The sequence below is a fragment of the Saccharothrix deserti genome (assembly GCF_009769385.1).
In the GTDB taxonomy this organism is placed as follows: domain Bacteria; phylum Actinomycetota; class Actinomycetes; order Mycobacteriales; family Pseudonocardiaceae; genus Actinosynnema; species Actinosynnema deserti.
The window spans coordinates 119578-136173 of sequence record NZ_VKAB01000030.1 but is presented as its reverse complement, the minus strand read 5'-3'; the positions used below and the strand labels follow the sequence as shown (position 1 = coordinate 136173).

Below are 16596 nucleotides of genomic sequence, written 5' to 3'. Positions count from 1 at the left end.
TACGGCGCGAGGCGCGCTGACCACCGCTTCCGTGACGCCTTCAAACAGTTCCCGGCCTGTGAATTCCGGTTCCAGTCACTGGTATCGGGCCTAGGCCGCTCCCGGTTTCCGCGTGGGAGCGGACAGCGTTGCGGAGCCGAGCGCGCTCTCCAGTTGCTCCCAGCGCGTGACCAGATCCGACATCATGAGCATCATGACGTTGGGAAAGGCGTAGAGGAAGCTCTGGTACCGGTAGTGGTCCAGGTAGAACACCACGACGTCGTCGCTGAGCGCCGTGACCGATGTGGTGCGGGCGTTGAAGAACAGGTCGTAGTGGCCGAGCAGGGCACCGCGGCCCAGGACCGCGCGTTCGTAGATGCCACCGAAGTCGACCTCGACCTCGCCGCTCGCGACGAGGAACACCCCGTGCGCGGCGTCGTCCTCCCGGCAGATGGAATCGCCTGCGGTGAAAGGGATCTCGTCGAACATCGAGGCGAGCGTCTCCAACTCGGAGTCGACCAGCGAGGCGAACAGCCGCACCCCGTGGGGATCGACGCTCTCCCGCAGGCACGCCACCCGCTCGGTCAGCTCGCGCTCGGTGATGTGCGTCATCCGCATCCGCACGAAGCGCAGCATGCGGTCGGTGTTGCGCGACTGGCGGCGGGAGGTCCCGGCGCTCGGCGGGGTGTAGGTGGCGGAGTTCCCGCTGATCCGCGCGGCTTCGCGCCTGCCGGACTCGTAGGCGCTGTGCACGCAGCCCCAGTGGTAGGGATTGGTGCCCTCACCGGCGAAGAACAGCCGGTCGCCAACCGGTTCGGCGAGCGTGCCGATGTCCTTCGACGAGGCGTTGACGCCGATGCAGGTGTACGCGCCCCGGGCGAAGGGGTCGGTGGACCACGCGGTGCGCGAGATGTGTTCGGGTGCGGGCGCGCCGGCGCCGAAGATGTCCTTGACGACGGTGGTGGCGTAGGTGGAGACGTCCTCTTCGGACCAGGTCTCCATCTCGCGGCCGAGCGAGGCGCCGAGCAGCATCACCAGGATCGGCTTGCCGTGGGACTTCCACATGCTGATGACGACCGTGGGGTAGCGGTCGGTGTCGCGGCACAGGTAGCCGAAGACGTACTGCTCCTTCGGCCAGAAGGGTTCGCGGTAGTGCAGGGCGATCTTGTTGAGGGTGCCGAAGCCCAGCCGGGCGATCGCCGACCGCTTGGCCTCGGGCAGCGGGGGCTCGAAGCGCACCGCCTCGGCCTTGAGCACACCGAGCGGCACGGTCACCAGTACCTTGTCCGCCTCGAAGCGACCCCGGTCGGTCGTGACCCGCACCGGCCCGGCGCCGGTGTCGATCCGCGTGACCACGTGGCGCAACCTGACGTCCAGCCCTTCGGCGAGGGCGTCGACAACCGACTGGTAGCCCTGGTGCAGGATGCTGTCGCCGTAGCCGTAGACCAGGTAGCCGTCCTCCCAGAACTTCAGCGACAGGTTGTCGGGGTCCTCGGCGACGTCCTCGCGCAGGATCACGTTGAGGTGGTAGCGGACCGCGTGTTCGTCCTCGGGGGACAGTCGGCGCTCGGCGAGGATCTGGCGGACGGCCTCGCCGAGCGGGATGTCCGGGTGCTGCCCCTTGCGCGCGGTCTCGGCCCGCTGTTCGAGCTCGTGCAGCACGTCGTCGGCCAGTTCCAGGGTGCGGCTCTTGCGGCGGTGGTTCGCCAGGCGGTTGTCCGCGCCGAACAGGTCCAGGCTGTCGAAACCCCCGGTGTAGGCGCTGTCGCCGCCCACGTAGCTGTAGGGGATACCCAGGTCCTCGACCAGTTCGGTGATCGGATTGCCGTCCGTGCCGTGGATCCAGTGCGCGCCGAGGTCGACCCCGTGCTCGTCGGTCCAGATCCGCCCGCCGACGCGGTCGCGTGCCTCCAGGACGGTGACGGGGTGGCCGAGTTCGCGCAGTGCCCGCGCTGCGGCCAGCCCGGACATCCCGGCCCCCACGACCAAGACGCTGGGTGAACCGTCCGCGCCGGCTTTTTCTGACATGGCTTGATTGTCAGGTAGTCAGCGCGGGCACGGACAGTCCCGGATCGTGTGCTTGCGGTTGGTCCGTCCGGGTTGTCCCAGGGCCAATACCAGTGACCTAGCGCCAATATCCGCACGTCAGGACCCGTTCGAAGGCTCCACGGAGCGGTGTTTGGCGCGCCCCGCGTTGTGCGGTCCGTCAGCGCCCCAAGGGGGCTGGCGACAGCAGATGTCCGAGTGTCGCGATCACGACGCCAGTCGGTGCCGCCCAGCCGTTGCCGCACCTGCCTGAGCTGGGGAAACAGCCTGAGTCACTGGCATTGGGCCTGACCGGCGGCCGGGGCGTGGGTGGCCGGCGGCCGGGGAGCAGGGCTGCACGACGGAACCGGTGTGGTCACAGCACCGCGTGCCGGGTGGTGTTCATCGCCGCGGCCACCCTGCCTGCGGCCAGGGGCACGCCGGGTGGCAGCGGGTGGTGTGCCAGGCCGGTTGTGACCTCCTCGAACATCCGCAGCAGGTCGTCCAGCTCGGGCAGCTTCGGCTTGCGCCGTGCGTTGGCGAGTTCGGTCTGCCAGCCGCGCACGAGTTCGACCGCTCGGGCCGGTGCCGGTGCGGGCAGCAGCACCAACCGCTCGACGTCGGCGCGGCGGTGGCCTCCGGTGCGCTCGTCCAGGAGAGAGCCGATCGCGGCCGCCATGCCGAGCAGCGTGCCGTAGCGGGCCTCGGGTGTCGCGTCCGCCGTCCAGGCGGGCAGCGGCTGATCATGGCTCATGGGTGCGTTCCAGGTGGCGGTTTCGATCACTGTCAGGTCATCACATTATGCATCGCTTCACCCAATCGGGTGACAAGCGCCCTGTAGTCCACGACCACCTGGCCGCCGCTGCACCGTGCCGGCCGACGCGACCACCGGAGGGAGTGCGGCTCATGGGGCATCTCCCTCTCGGGACACCCGGCTCCTGCTCGGGGTGCTCGACGCGGGCGCCGCGGTCGCTCCCGGCACCGTCGACCGGGTGTGTACACCCGCCCGTGCACCCCTGCCGGGGTTCGACGCGCTGAGCCGGTCCGGGGGACAGACACTGTCACCAGCCCCCCCGGACGATCCGACGTGAGGAACCGCGCCATGAGGTTCACGACACCGTTCACCCGGCTCGTCGGCTGTGATGTGCCCGTCCAGCAGGCGCCGATCGGTTTCGCCGCTGCCGTCCCCGACCTGCCCGCCGCCGTGGCGGCCGCCGGGGGCCACGGCATGCTCGCCGCGGTCGCGATGCCCGCCTCCGCGCTTGCCGGGGCGATCGACGTGCTCAACAGCCGAACGCGGTGCTACGGCGTGAACTTCATCCAGCCGCTCGCCGACGAGGAGGTCGTCGAGATCGCCGCCGCGAAGGCCCCGCTGGTCGAGTTCTACTTCGGTCCGGCCGACCCGGCGCTGGTCGAGCGGGCCAAGGCCGGTGGGGCGCTGGTGTCCCGGCAGGTCGTCTCCGCCAACGAGGCGCGCGCCGCCGTGGACGCGGGCTGCGACCTGGTCGTAGCCCGCGGCATCGAGGCGGGTGGTCGTACGACCGGCGGTATCGGGCTGCTGCCGTTGCTGGACGGCGTGCTCGACGCGGTGGACGTCCCCGTCGTGGCCGCGGGCGGGATCGCGACCCACCGCGCCGTCGCCGCGGCCCTGGCCGCCGGTGCCTCGGCCGTGCGGGTCGGCACGCGTTTCCTCGCCGCCCGTGAGGCCGCCACGCACCCGGTACACCTCGCGGCCGTGCTCGACGCGGGCTACGAGGACACCGTGTTGACCGATGCCTTCTCCACCGACACCTTTCCCGTGGCGCACCGCGTCCTGCGGTCCTGCCTGCGGGCGGCCGAGGAGTTCACGGGTGACCACGTCGCGGAGATGAGCGTTGGCGGTGTGCGGACCGCCGTGCCGAGGTTCAGCCCGCACAATCCCGCCGCGGACGCCACCGGCGCCGTCGAGGCGATGGCGCTCTACGCGGGCCAAGGCGTCGGCTCGGTGACCCGGTCGGAGAGCGCCGCGGAGATCGTCGCCGACCTCGTGCGCGGTCTGGGCGTCGACTGACGGGCACGAGGAAGCCGTGGAACGTGAGACCGGCGTCGGCGTCAGCATGATCCACCCCGGCTCCGTGGACACCCCCATGCTCCGCCACGAGGTCGCCGGGGGCGGTTCCGCGCTGAACTTCCCGAGCCGCCCGCTGACCCCCGACCGCGTCGCGCACGCGGTGCTGGGCGCCCTGGACCGGCCCCGCATGGAAGTGCGTCGATAGTGGGTGCGGCTATGTTGATCTCACTACTGGGGTTGTCCGGCCCGGCGCCGGACTCACGACAGGGTGCCTTCTTTTGAGATCACACAGTTTGAGATCACGCAGGTCGAGGTCACGCGGATTCATCGGCGCGGCGGCGGCCGTCGCGCTGGTTCCGCTGCTGACCACGCCCGCGCAGGCCGCGGTCGCGAACGTGACCGTCGACTTCGGCGCGGTGGTGCGGCCGGTGCCCCGCGACACGTTCAGCGCCGACATCACCGGCTACGGGTACGACAGTTACATCACCAACGACCCGCAGCACCGCGCGATGCTCGCGGGCCGGTACGGCTCGTTGCGCATGCAGCTGGTGTACGCCACGCCGGGTGATCCCACCAGCGCCATCGTCGCCGGCGGCGACGGGGCGGACCGGAAAGTCGCCGGCGACGCCTGGGTCACCGCGATCAAGGACCTCGGCGCGGAGCCGGTGCTGATCGTGCCGGAGAACGCGACCGACGCGGCCAACCTGGTGCGGCACTTCAACCTCGGTGGCAACCGGGTCGGCCGGTGGATCATCGGCAACGAGCCGAACGCCAAGCCGGACGGTTCCCCGGCGGCCTACGGCGCCCGTTTCAACGCCGTCTACGACGCGATGAAGGCCGTCGACCCGGCGATCAGCGTCGGCGGCCCGGCCGTAGGCGACCCGAACATGGCCTGGATCAGGGACTTCCTGGCGGTCAGCGGCAGCCGGACGGACTTCGTGGACTTCCACAAGTACGGCGCGGGCGAGCACGCGGCGTGCGACAGCACGTTGCTGGCCGAGACGGCGCAGTGGAGCACCGACGTGGCCGCGGTGCGCGACATCATCGCGAGCGTCGTGCCTTCGCGGGCGGACCGGATCGGCATCCAGATCGGTGAGACCAACTCCGACTGGGGCGTCCACCCGAACCCGGCGGGCTGCGACAACATCGGCACCGAGCCCGTCCAGTACCGGAACGCGGCGATCTGGTGGAGCGCCAGCGTGTTCGGCCGGCTCGCCGAGGCGGGTGCGCGCGGTTACGTGTACGGCGACAAGAACGGCGCGCTGGGCCTGCTGTACGACCAGCCGAACACCAACGGCGCGGGTCGCAACGAGCGGATGCCGGTCTACCAGGGCGTCGGCTTCTTCACCGGCCAGGAGGGCACCGCGCTGGCGCACTTCGGGAGCAGCCTGGTGCGGTCGTCCACGACCCTCGGGAACAACGTGGAGGTGTACGCCTCCGCCAACCCCAAGGTCGTCGTCATCGTGAACAAGGGCACGACGCCGCACAACGCCGTGATCGGGGTCGGGTCCGGTCTGACGCAGGCCGCCGTGCACCAGAAGGACGGCAACACGGTGAGCTACGCCAAGCCGACCAACCTCGGGACGGTGGCGGTGAGCGCCGGGCAGGTGTCCGTGGCCCTGCCGGGTCCGTCGGTCACGCAGCTGGTGCTGAGCTGACCGCGGTGGGTGGGCGGGCCCGGCCTGTCCACCCACTCCGGGCTCGGGTCGTGGCGGCGGGCGTCGGTGGCGTCCAGGAGAACGCGCCCGCCGCGAGGCGAAGCTCGGCAACGGCGCGCGACGAACTGGCGGCGGCGTGCCGACAACACACCGATCGTCTGACCCCGCCGGTTCGAGGTGGGGACCCGTGAACCTGACAGATACCAACTTAACCAGCTCTGACCAGCAAAAACAAGACTTGTTCCGGCACTCGATCGCCGTCACCCTTGCCACCATGAGGTGGGGACCTTCTGGTGAACTCAGCACTGTCCTGTGGATCGGTGGAGCGCAGTGGGCGGGCAAGTCGACCGTCGCCTGGCTCTTGTCGCGCCGATTCGGGTTGACCGCGTACCACTACGACTTCCACGACGCCCGAGGCCACTACGACCGCGCGCTGGCCCACGCCGGCCGCTATCCGCACCGGCACGCGTGGCAAACCCTCCACGCGCACGATCCCGACACGACCTGGGTGCGACCGTCACCGCAGGAGATGGCCGAGCACTGCAAGCACAGCCACGTCGAGCGCTTCGGGATGGTGCTCGACGACCTGCGCGCCCTGTCCAGCGGCCGTCCACTCGTCGCCGAGGGGTGGGGTTTGCGGCCGGAACTCGTCGCTCCGCTGCTCGCCGAGCCGCGACAGGCCGTGTTCCTCGTGCCGACCGAGGCGTTCCGGCAACGTCAACTCCGTGAACTGCCCAGGGCGGGAAGGGTTTCCGCCGCGGTGAGCGATCCGGAACGCGCACAGGCGAATCGGGTCGAACGAGACCGTCTACTGGCCCAGGACGTGGTGGAAAGGGCACGGGAACACGGTTTGCGCGTGATCGAGGTCGACGGCAGCCTCAGCGTGGGCGGCCTGACTTCCGTCGTGGCCGATCACTTCAGCCCCTGGCTCAGCTGATCCGGCGCGGTCTGAACGCTCGTCGTCTTCGTCCCGTACCGCGCCCGGTGCAAGACCCGTGCGCAGCGCATCGCGTGCGGGGTCGCGATGCCCGAGGGCGACGAGCGTTCGACCGCGGTCGTCGAGGACGACCGCCGCGTCCGGCTACAGGTCGGCGAAGTCGTCCACCAGGGTCGCCGCGGCTTCGACGTCGGGGCTCAGTTGGCGGTCTGCCATGGTCGGGTTCAGCTTTGCCGACGCGAGGTCGTAGGCGGTGCGCAGGGGTGCGTTCGGGGAGGGTGCGAGGTCGCGCATGCGGAGTGCGCGGAGCGCCGCGACCAGTTCGCAGGCGAGGACCAGTCGGAAGGCGTTCAGCGATGCCAGGGATTGGCGTGCCGACTGGAAGGCGAAGCTGGAGTGTTCCTCCAGGCCGCGTGACACGACGGCGGTGCCGAGGCTCGCGGGTTCGGTGAGGCTGCGTACTTCGGCCAGGGCGGAGTTCGCGCTGTACTCCAGGATCATCACGCCGGAACTGCCGCTGGCGCCGTCGGCGAGGAACGGTCGCAGGCCGGTGAACCTCGGCTCGACCAGGCTCGCCAGACGTGCCGTGGACAGTTGGCCGGTGTGCAGCAACGCGAGCCTCATGCGGTCGAGCGCCTGGCCGAGGTAGGCGCTGTGGAAGGCGCCGTGGTGGTAGGCGGTGTCGTCGTCGGCGCAGATCAGCGGGTTCTCGGCGGCCGCGTTGATCTCGACGTCGAGTACCCGGCCGAGGTCGGCGGTCGCGTCCAGCGCGGGGCCGTGCACCTGGGGGAAGCAGCGGTAGCCGAACGGGTCCTGGATCCGCGCGGCGGGCTTGACGGGCGCACCCAGCAGTCGGCGCAGTTCGGCGGCGGCTCTCACCTGGCCGGGGTGTGGTCTGCCCGCGTGCACGCGTTCGGCGAGGGCCTCGTGCGAGCCGTCGACGGCCAGGAAGGACAGCGCGGTCACGACGTGTGCGGCGGACAGGAGTTGGTGCGCTTCGTGCCAGGCGATCGCGGCCATGCCGATGGTGAGGGCGTTGCTGCTGATCAACGCCAGCGCGTCGCCCGAGTCGAGGGTGATCGGCGCGGGGGAGGCCTCGGAGCCGAGCCAGAAGCGTTCACCCAGCAGTGTGAGGCCGGTCTCCGCCAACGCGGTCAGGTCGCCGGTCCCGATGGCGCCGAACTCGTGCACGGCGGGGAAGGAGCCGGAGTTGAGCGCGTCCGCGAGCACGTCGACCACGGCCGGGCGCAGTCCCGCGCCGCCGGCGAGCAGTTGGTTGAGCCGCACCACGAGCATCGCGCGCACGTACTCCTCGGGGAGCAGCTTCCCCAACCCGCCCGAGTGACTGCGCAGCAGCCGCAGCCCGTGCTCGGTCAGGTCCTCGGCGCTCACGGTCTCCGACCGGTTGGCGCCCACGCCGGTCGTACGTCCGTACACCGGTCGGTGCAGGACGACGCGCTGGGCGGCGTGCCACGACGCGTCGACCCGGCGCCTGCCGTCGTCGTCGACCACGACGGGGGTGCGCGAGCGGGCGACCCGTATGACCTCGGCACTGGTCATGGTTTGTCCATTCAGGACCACGGGGTCGACGGTGGGCAACGTGGCCGGGACGTCTGGGTGCATGGGCGGCCCTTCGGGGTCGTGCGGCGGCGGTGCACCGTTGCGCCGTTACGAGCAGGTGAAGTATGGCGCTCGGCCTCTTGACACTGCTCGACGTGGACCAGAGCATGCATGAACGCATTCACACATGACAAGAGGTGAATCGTCTTGATCAGTTTCGAGGCCGTGAACAAGAAGTTCGCGGACGGAACCACGGCAGTGCGCGAACTCGACATGGAGATCCCCGAGGGGCAGCTCACGGTCCTCGTCGGTTCCTCGGGCTGCGGCAAGACCACGACGCTGCGGATGATCAACAGGATGATCGACGCGACCAGCGGCAAGGTCCGAGTGGACGGTCGCGATGTGCGCGACGTCAACGCCTCCACCCTGCGCCGGAACATCGGCTACGTCATCCAGCAGTCGGGCCTGTTCCCGCACCGCACGATCGGCGACAACATCGCGACCGTGCCGCGCCTGCTGGGCTGGGACCGCAAACGGGTCCGCGATCGCGTGGTGGAGCTGCTCGACACCGTCGGGCTCGCCCGCGACCTGGCCGGGAAGTACCCGCACCAGCTCTCCGGCGGCCAGCAGCAACGGGTCGGTGTGGCCAGGGCTCTGGCCGCCGATCCGCCGATCCTCCTGATGGACGAGCCGTTCGGCGCAGTAGATCCGGTGGTCCGCACCCTTCTGCAGGACGAACTCCTGCGGTTGCAGGACGAGTTGCACAAGACGATCGTGTTCGTCACCCACGACATCGACGAGGCGGTCAAGCTCGGCGACCGGATCGCGATCTTCAAAACCGGCGGCCACCTCGTGCAGTTCTCCACGCCCGCCGAACTGCTCACGCACCCGGCGGACGACTTCGTGGCGGACTTCCTCGGTGCCGAGCGGGGTCTCAAACTCCTCTCGCTGACGTCGTTGGCCGACGTGCCGATCGAGCCGGTCACCACCGTGACCGAGTCCACATCGGTCGCCGAAGCGCGGCGGGCGGGCGACGGCTGGATCCTCGCCGTGACGGACAACGGCAGGCCACGGGGTTGGGTCCACGTCGACCACCTGCCGGCCGACGGTGTGCTGGCCGACGCCGAGCCGATCGTCGCCGCCGGGCTCACCGCGAACGCCTCACTGCTCGCGGCACTGGACGCCACCGTCTCGTCTCCCGTGGGTCTAGCCGTCCGCGTCGACGAGGACGGGTGCGTGGCCGGCGTGTCGAGCCCGCAGCAGATCAACGAGCGTGCCGCGCGGTTCCGGGCCGAGGTGCTGGTGCCGTGAGGTGGTCCTGGATCTCCGACCACGCCGGCGAACTCGCGATGACGACGCTGGAGCACAGCGCGATCGCGGCGGTCGCCGTCCTGTGCGGACTGGTGCTGGCCCTGCCGCTGGGTGTGCTGGCCGTGCGGTTCCCCCTGCTCAAGGGCGCGGTGCTCGGCATCTCGGGGGTGCTGTTCACGATCCCGTCGCTGGCGCTGTTCATCCTCCTGCTGCCGTTCACCGGGTTGAGCTATGAGACCGCCGTCCTCGGGCTGACCGTCTACACACTGGTCGTGCTCGTGCGCAACACGGTCGAGGGCCTGGCGTCGGTGCCGCCGAACGTCCGCGAGGCCGCCCGCGCGATGGGCTACGGCGGCACCCGCACCCTGCTCACGGTCGAGCTGCCACTCGCCCTGCCGGTGATCATGGCGGGTGTGCGGGTCGCGACCGTGATGACGATCAGCCTGGTGAGCGTCGCCGGGTTCATCGGGCACGGCGCGCTCGGCCAGCTGTTCATCGACGGGTTCCAGCGCGATTTCGCGGTGCCGGTCATCGCCGGTGTGGTGATCACGCTGATGTTGGCGCTGGTGGCTGATCTGCTGCTGGTCGTCACCCAGCACGCGCTCACGCCGTGGACCAGGAGGGGGCGGTAACCATGGGTGAGCTCATCGCCGAGGTGCTGCGCTGGTTCGCCGACGGCACGCGGTGGTCCGGTCCCGAAGGCGTCGTCCAACGCCTGTTCGAGCACCTGCAGTACTCGCTGCTGTCCACAGTGGTCGCCGTGCTCATCGCACTGCCGATCGGGTTGCTGATCGGCCACACGGGCAAGGGCGCGTTCTTCGCGATCAACCTCGCCAGTTTCGGCCGCGCCCTGCCCACGGTCGGCGTGGTGATCCTGGTGTTCCTGGTCAGCGGGCTGAACCTGTGGCCCGTGTACGTGGCGCTGGTGGTGCTGGCCATCCCGGTGATCGTCACGAACACCTACGCGGGCATGGCGGCGGTCGACCACGACGTCCGTGACGCCGCGCGCGGCACCGGTCTGAACGGGTGGCAGGTGCTGTTCCAGATCGAACTGCCGCTGGCCGTTCCGCTGATCATGAACGGCGTGCGGTTGGCCGTTGTCCAGGTGGTGGCGACCGCGACCATCGCGGCGTACATCAGTTTCGGCGGCTTCGGCCGCTACGTGTTCGACGGCTTCGCGCAGAACGACCTGGCCCAGGTCTTCGGCGGAGCCGTGCTGATCGCGGTCCTCGCGATCGCGCTCGACCTGGCCCTGAGCGGGCTGCAGCGGGCGCTCACGCCCCGTGGACTCGCATTGCAACGCCGAAGGAGCAACCGATGAAGCCCAGACTCGTCACCGCAGGCATTCTGACGAGCGTCGCCCTGGTGATGACGGCGTGTTCCGGCGGTGTCACGTCCCTGGATCCGCAGAGCAGCCAGTCCGGCACCGCCTCGGAAGGCGCGCTCACCGTGGGCACCGCCAACTTCAGCGAGAACGTGATCCTGGGCCACCTCTACGCGGGGGTGTTGAAGGCCAAGGGGGTCGACGCGTCGGTGAAGGCCAACCTCGGCTCGCGCGAGATCATCGTGCCCGCGTTGCAGCAGGGCGACATCGACGTCCTGCCGGAGTACCAGGGCAGTCTGTTGCAGTTCCTGGACAAGAACGCCAAGCAGAGCGCGGCCGAGGAGGTCCAGCAGGCGTTGGGCCCGGTGCTGCCCAAGGGGTTGAAGGTGCTGCCCTACGCGCCGGCGGAGAACAAGGACGTCTACGTCGTCACCAAGGAGACGGCGGACAAGTACGGGCTCAAGACCCTCGACGACCTGAAGGCGCACGGCGCGGAACTGGTCTTCGGCGGACCGGCGGAGGACAAGACCCGGTTCGTCGGACTGGTGGGCCTCAAGGAGGTCTACGGGGTGGAGTTCAAGGAGTTCAAGGCGCTCGACGCGGGCGGCCCGCTGACGAGGGGTGCGTTGGAGGGCGGCGACATCCAGGTCGCGAACCTGTTCAGCACCGACGTCAACATCGGCAACAACGGCTGGGTGGTGCTGGAGGACCCCAAGAAACTCGTCCCCGCCCAGCACGTGGTGCCGCTGATCAACGAGTCCAAGGCCAGCCCGACCGTGATCGCCGCCCTCGCCGCGCTCAACGACAAGCTGACCACGGAGGAGCTGACCAAGCTCGATTCCCGGGTCGACAACGACAAGGAGGACCCGGACAGCGTGGCCGAGGCGTGGCTGAAGGAGCAGGGGCTCACCTCCTGATCGGACGGACCCTGATCGGACGGACCCTGTTCGGACACTGATCGGACGATGAGAGCGGCAATGGACTCGACAGCTCTGCGGCAGCTGCTGGGCGGACGACGGTTGTCGCCCGCCCAGCGGCGGATCGCCCGATACCTGCTCGAACACCCGCAGGAGGCAGCGTTCCTGGGCACCGTGGACCTCGCGGAACGCGTGGGGGTGAGCCAGGCGTCGGTGACGCGGTTCGCCTTCGCCCTCGGGTTCGAGACGTTCCCCGAGTTCCGGGCGGCCGTGCGATCGCTCGTGCTCACGCAGCCCGCGGCGACCGCACCTGTTGACGAGCTCAACGAGATCCAGCTCCTGGTGGAAACCGAGATCAGGAACCTGCGGTCCCTGCGCGACAACCTCGCCGACCCGGGACCGCTGCGGGAGGCAGCCGAAGCACTGGCCGCCTCCCAGCCGCTCCCGGTCATGGGCCTGCGGGTGTCCGCGCCGCTGGCCCACCTGTTCGGTTACTTCGCGGCGAAGGTGCACCTGGACGTCCGGGTGCTGGACGTTCCCGGCTCACTGCTGGAGGACGGGCTCACCAGGGCGGTGGACGCCGGTGCGAGCTGGGCGCTCGCCTTCGCGCTGCCGCGCTATCCGCGTGAGATGCTCGACGCGTTGCTGTGGGCGAAACGGGTCGGCCTGCGCACGGTGCTGGTGACCGACCAGCCGATCAACCCGCTGACCGAACACGCCGACCTCGTGCTGACCGCGCCGGTCAGCTCCCACTTCGCGTTCGACTCGCACGCGGCGTCGACGGCACTGTGCGCGGCCCTGCTGCACGCGATGCTCGCCGCGCTGCCGACCGAGCGGCAGGCCAGCCTGGAGGCATTCGAGAGCATGGCGTCCCAACGCGAGGTGTTCCTGGCCGACTAGCGACCGTCGCTCGACGAATGTCGCTCGAACAAATGACGTGAATCGCGTCGTTTCACAGCTCGGTGCACGCCGCCGCAGGCCAAGATGTGTCCCATGCATTCGGATCAGGCACGGGAGTTCGTCACCGCCGTGCGCGCGGCGCTGTCCGCCGACAAGCGTGTGGTCATCGACAGCGCGTGGGAGGTGACCGGCTGATGCCGCTCCTCGGTCCGCTCGTGGTGCACGTCGCCTACGCCGCTGTCGCGGTGCTGCTGTTCCCGCCCGCGTTTCCACTCGTCGCGGCCGTCGGCGGGCTGGTGGTGGCACTGGTCGTGGGATGGCGGCAGCGCTTCCGCCCGCGGAACTGGACGGTTCCGGTGCTGGTGGTGTCCGCCGTGCAGGCGCTCGGCGTCACGGGCGCGGTGGCTGATCGCTTCGACACGCACCCCGCGCTCAACGCGGTGCTGTACCTGGCGTTGTTGATGGCGCCGATGGCGCTGGTCCGGTGGGCGGCGCGATCGGTGCCCGCGCTGGACGGCCGGTACGAGGCGGAGTTCGCGGTGCGCACCCACGCACAACCGTTCTGGTACAGCGATTCCGTGCGGGTGACCGGGGACGCGCTGGTGGTCGAGGTGCGGTCGGGCGGTGGACGGATGACCGCGCAGCCCACGGTGAAGACGGTGCCGCTGGACCGGATCACGGCGCTGGGTGTGCGGCAGGTCGTGGCCGGGGAGCCGCCCTGGATCACGTTGCCGGACGGGCGCGGGTTGTCCGTCCCGCCGGGTGACGTCGTGGTGGTGCGGACCGGGACCGAGGAGCACGTGCTGCCGGTGGAGAACCCGCGGCTGTTCGTGGAGGCCGTGCGGGGCCGCGTGGGCAGGCAGCTCCCGGTGGACGTGGCCCCCGTGGTGACCCGAGGGGAACACGTACCCGAGGTGCTGCCCGCACCGGAGCCCGTGGGTGTTCGCGTGCACCCGGTGCACGGTCCGCACACACCGCTGCCGGCAGGCCCTGGGCCGATCGTGCGATGGGCGGCGGCGGGTGCGTTGGCCCTGGTCGCGTTGGCGATCCCGGTGGTGGTGCTGCTGCGGGTCTCCGCTCCGGTGGGGTACCTGCTCTGGGTCGGCGTGGTCGCGGTGGTGTGGCTGCTGAACTGCCGCACACCCCGTGTGTGGGGCCGGGTGGCGTGGCTGCTGGTGCCGGTGGCGCTGTTCGCCCTGGCAGCGCGGCAGGAGTGGGCGCCCATGCCGCTGCTGTTGCTGTGCCCGCTGCTGGGGTGGGCCGCGGGCGCGGTGTTCCTGCGCTGGAAGGGGACCGACCTCGCCCGCACCGCGGTCGAGCTGCCGTTCCGCACCCGCGGCGGCGACGCGGTGCGGCTCCAGGCGCAGCGGCTGGTCGTCAAACCGGGCGCCGGCGGCGAGGGAGGCGCCCACCCCCAGGCACTGTGGCTGCACGACGTGACGGTGAACCAGACGGGCGCCTTCACCGGTGGCGACCTGGTGGTCTGGCCGCGGCCCGGTGGATTCCGCACCCGGCTCGGCAACGCCCCGGCGCTGCGCGTTGTAGCGGGTCGGCAGCAGTGGCTGCTGCCCGTGGACGAGGCCCGGCTCCTGCGCGAACTGATCCGGCACCGGGCAGGCCACGCCGCGCCGCCTCCGGCGAACGGCCTCGACCTGGAAGGTTGGCACCGTCTGCGCACGTGGGCGGTCGGCGCGACGACCGGCTCGCAGGAGGGCGGTGGCTTCAAGACCACCGGGATCGGGTGGCGGCTGGTGGCCGCCGCGTGCGTCGGGACGGTCGGCTGGGTGCTCGTCTGGCTCGTGCCGGTGGCCGGCGCGATCGGCTTGACGCTGTCCGCGGCACTGCTCGCGGACTGGCTGCGGGTGCGGCGGAGGATGCTCGTGGCGGAGCACCACGCGCTGCCGCCGGGCAGCCCGGACTGGGGCGAGACCCGACCGGATCACGCCCCACTGCCCGGCTGGCAGCCCTGGCTGTGACTTACTGCGGGTCCGGGAGGTCCAGGTCGCCCACCATGCGGGGTGGGTTGGCGCTGGACCCGCCGCGGTAGTCGTCGTCGTGCGGGTCGTTGACGTTGGCCGGCCCGCCGTCGCCGGGGATGTTCTGCGCGCGTCCGGAGTTCCAGCCGCCCGTGTAAGGGTTTCCGTCCACATTGGCCCGGGTTGTCGCGCCGTCCGGGCTCTGGAACGTGTGGCCCTGGGTGTTGTGGCCCGCCGTGTAGCCGCCGCCCGACCCGGTGTCCCAGGTGGCGTTCAGACCCCCGTGCCGGTTCGACATGCCGCCCACCGCGCCGCCGACACTGCCCGACGAAGCGCCGGACACGACGCCCTTGACCGTGTCCTCCAGGGTGAACTTGCCGTGCAGCGCGTTGTTGATGAGGTTGCCGCCCGCGCCCGCGATCGCGCCCTCCGCCGCACCGCGGCCCGCGGCCTGCAGGAAGTTCGTCGTGGTGTTGCCCAGCGCCTTGGACCCGGCGCCGACCAGACCGCCCGCGATACCCGCGGCCAGCCCCGACACGCCTGCCTCGACGGTCTTGCCGACGTCCCAGCTCTCGCGGTCGCCCTTGGCGAACTGGAGGCCCTGGATCAGGGCGTCCACGCCGACGTTGATGGCGACGTTGATCAGGATCTGCTTGACCAGCTCGCGGAAGATCATCTGCACGGTGAGCCGGGTCGCCGCCTGGGCGATCGGGATGCCCGCGGTGCTGGTGCCGAACGTGGCCACCGCCGATGCGATCATCATGGCGATCTGGGCGGCGAGGATGATCAGCGCGGCGATGATGCTGAGCTTGGTGTACTCGATGTTCAGCGCCGCTTCGTCGCAGCCGTCCGCCAGGTCGTCGCACAGCTTCTGCAGTTCGACGAGGTACTGGCTGCCCTCGACGTACTGCTTCCAGTACCGCTCGAACGCCTCGGCGGTCTCGCCCTCCATCGCGCCCAATGCGGCCTGCGCCGCCGCGTTGCCGTCGCCGATGACTTCCTCGACGGTCTTCGCGGCCTGCTCCCACGCGACGCCCACTCGGCGCAGCGCGGTCTCGTCGCCCTCCGGCCAGTCCGCGCCGACCACGATCGGCACCAGCCATTCCACGGCGCCCGGAATCTCGATGCCCATCAGCCACCACTCCCGAACGTCTGCGCCCCGGCCTGGTCGACCTGCTCCCACTGGGCGGCCGAGGCGTCCAGGCCCTCGCGGATGGACTGGAGACCGTCCGCGAGCCCCGCGAACGCCTCCCGGCCGAGCTGGGCACCCGGCTGGTACCCCTCGCCGAACTTCTGGCCCGCTTCGTCACCACCCCAGCACGCGCCCTCGGCGTCCAGCACGGACCCGAGGCTCGCCAACGCGTCGCGCAGCTTCTCCGACGCCGTGGTGAACTTCGGCGAGGCGGCGCGCAGGGCGACCGGGTCGACCTCGAAGCCGCTCACCAGCCGTCGCCCCGCAGCACCGGGCCGGACTCCTCGTCCGGGTCCTCGTCGCGGGCGCGGCGTGGGCGCTCGACGGGCGGCGGTGGTTGTGGCAGGAGGTTCTTCAGCGACGGCGCGCCGGGGAACAGGTCCGGCAGGTCGGGCATCGCGTTCTGGAACGGCGCCAGCGCTTCCTCGGCCTGGCGCCGCACGTCGAGCGTGGCCTGCTGGATGGTCTGGACGATCGCGCGGGACAGCTTGTCCGGCGTGCTCCGTTCGAAGGCGCTGGGCGCGAGCTTCACGTCGGTGACCACACCGGCGGCGTTGACGACGGCCTGCACCAGGCCGTCGGGCGAGGTCGCGGTGGCGGTCTGCGGGGCCGCCGCCTGCGCCTCTTTCAGCGCGGCGGTCTGCCGCTCCAGGTTCACCAGCATGGTGTCCACCTGGGACCGCAGCGCGGCGTTGCGGGCTTCCAGCGCTGCCCGATGTGCCGGATCGTTCATGAACCCTCCCGGTCGTGCTGTGTGTGCGCAGATT

General features: G+C 70.5%; 16 protein-coding genes. 10 read left to right on the top strand and 6 right to left on the bottom strand.

The window, feature by feature from the left end; translation table 11 throughout:
- Positions 1-90 precede the first annotated feature (90 nt).
- On the bottom strand, positions 91-2007 hold the full coding sequence (locus tag FM051_RS36570) for an FAD-dependent oxidoreductase (protein ID WP_158851416.1): 1917 nt from the start codon (positions 2005-2007) through the stop codon (positions 91-93).
- A gap of 373 nt (positions 2008-2380) precedes the next feature.
- Positions 2381-2758, bottom strand: coding sequence for a hypothetical protein (locus FM051_RS36565; protein WP_158851414.1), 378 nt, complete (start codon positions 2756-2758; stop codon positions 2381-2383).
- Positions 2759-3106: 348 nt separating this feature from the next.
- Between FM051_RS36565 and FM051_RS36560 the strand changes: the two genes are divergently transcribed.
- The 4 genes from FM051_RS36560 (at position 3107) to FM051_RS36545 (ending at position 6649) form a co-directional block, all read left to right on the top strand.
- The gene (locus FM051_RS36560) at positions 3107-4054 is read left to right on the top strand and encodes an NAD(P)H-dependent flavin oxidoreductase (RefSeq protein WP_158851412.1); all 948 of its coding nucleotides are present in this window, start codon (positions 3107-3109) and stop codon (positions 4052-4054) included.
- Between the two features lie 16 nt (positions 4055-4070).
- Positions 4071-4259, top strand: a complete 189-nt coding sequence (locus FM051_RS36555; RefSeq protein ID WP_158851410.1) for an SDR family oxidoreductase — start codon at positions 4071-4073, stop codon at positions 4257-4259.
- A gap of 88 nt (positions 4260-4347) precedes the next feature.
- A complete protein-coding gene (locus FM051_RS36550) occupies positions 4348-5712 on the top strand; it encodes a GH39 family glycosyl hydrolase (protein WP_158851408.1) in 1365 nt (454 codons plus the stop codon).
- Positions 5713-5899: 187 nt separating this feature from the next.
- Positions 5900-6649 carry a hypothetical protein gene (locus FM051_RS36545; protein WP_338019513.1) on the top strand — a complete coding sequence of 250 codons (750 nt, stop codon included), beginning with the start codon at positions 5900-5902 and terminating at the stop codon, positions 6647-6649.
- Between the two features lie 144 nt (positions 6650-6793).
- Here the strand turns inward: FM051_RS36545 and FM051_RS36540 are convergent, their stop codons facing one another.
- Positions 6794-8209: an aromatic amino acid ammonia-lyase gene (locus tag FM051_RS36540; protein WP_238412910.1), complete on the bottom strand. Its 1416-nt coding sequence runs from the start codon at positions 8207-8209 to the stop codon at positions 6794-6796.
- A gap of 207 nt (positions 8210-8416) precedes the next feature.
- Here FM051_RS36540 and FM051_RS36535 point away from each other — a divergent pair, with 207 nt between their 5' ends.
- The 6 genes from FM051_RS36535 to FM051_RS36510 all read left to right on the top strand — a co-directional run bounded on the left by FM051_RS36535 (position 8417) and on the right by FM051_RS36510 (position 14637).
- Positions 8417-9520, top strand: a complete 1104-nt coding sequence (locus FM051_RS36535; protein WP_158851404.1) for an ABC transporter ATP-binding protein — start codon at positions 8417-8419, stop codon at positions 9518-9520.
- Complete coding sequence (locus tag FM051_RS36530) at positions 9517-10152, top strand: ABC transporter permease (protein ID WP_238412909.1); 636 nt, start codon at positions 9517-9519, stop codon at positions 10150-10152. Before FM051_RS36535 ends, FM051_RS36530 begins: the two co-directional genes overlap by 4 nt.
- Positions 10153-10154: 2 nt before the next feature.
- Positions 10155-10841 (top strand): ABC transporter permease, encoded by a 687-nt coding sequence (locus FM051_RS36525; RefSeq protein WP_158851402.1) that lies wholly within the window; start codon positions 10155-10157, stop codon positions 10839-10841.
- Positions 10838-11761, top strand: a complete 924-nt coding sequence (locus FM051_RS36520; protein WP_158851400.1) for an ABC transporter substrate-binding protein — start codon at positions 10838-10840, stop codon at positions 11759-11761. Before FM051_RS36525 ends, FM051_RS36520 begins: the two co-directional genes overlap by 4 nt.
- A gap of 60 nt (positions 11762-11821) precedes the next feature.
- Complete coding sequence (locus FM051_RS36515) at positions 11822-12661, top strand: MurR/RpiR family transcriptional regulator (RefSeq protein ID WP_238412908.1); 840 nt, start codon at positions 11822-11824, stop codon at positions 12659-12661.
- Positions 12662-12855: 194 nt separating this feature from the next.
- Positions 12856-14637 carry a hypothetical protein gene (locus tag FM051_RS36510; protein WP_158851396.1) on the top strand — a complete coding sequence of 594 codons (1782 nt, stop codon included), beginning with the start codon at positions 12856-12858 and terminating at the stop codon, positions 14635-14637.
- 1 nt (position 14638) lies between these two features.
- On the opposite strand, the gene FM051_RS36505 is transcribed toward FM051_RS36510, so the two are convergent.
- From FM051_RS36505 to FM051_RS36495, 3 genes are read right to left on the bottom strand one after another with little or no spacing between them, the layout of a single operon-like run.
- Positions 14639-15769: a WXG100-like domain-containing protein gene (locus FM051_RS36505; RefSeq protein ID WP_158851394.1), complete on the bottom strand. Its 1131-nt coding sequence runs from the start codon at positions 15767-15769 to the stop codon at positions 14639-14641.
- A complete protein-coding gene (locus FM051_RS36500) occupies positions 15769-16080 on the bottom strand; it encodes a WXG100 family type VII secretion target (protein ID WP_158851392.1) in 312 nt (103 codons plus the stop codon). Before FM051_RS36500 ends, FM051_RS36505 begins: the two co-directional genes overlap by 1 nt.
- Entirely contained in the window at positions 16077-16562 is a 486-nt protein-coding gene (locus tag FM051_RS36495) for a YbaB/EbfC family nucleoid-associated protein (RefSeq protein WP_158851390.1), read from the bottom strand. The genes FM051_RS36500 and FM051_RS36495 overlap by 4 nt, the downstream gene beginning before the upstream one ends.
- Positions 16563-16596: the final 34 nt, after the last annotated feature.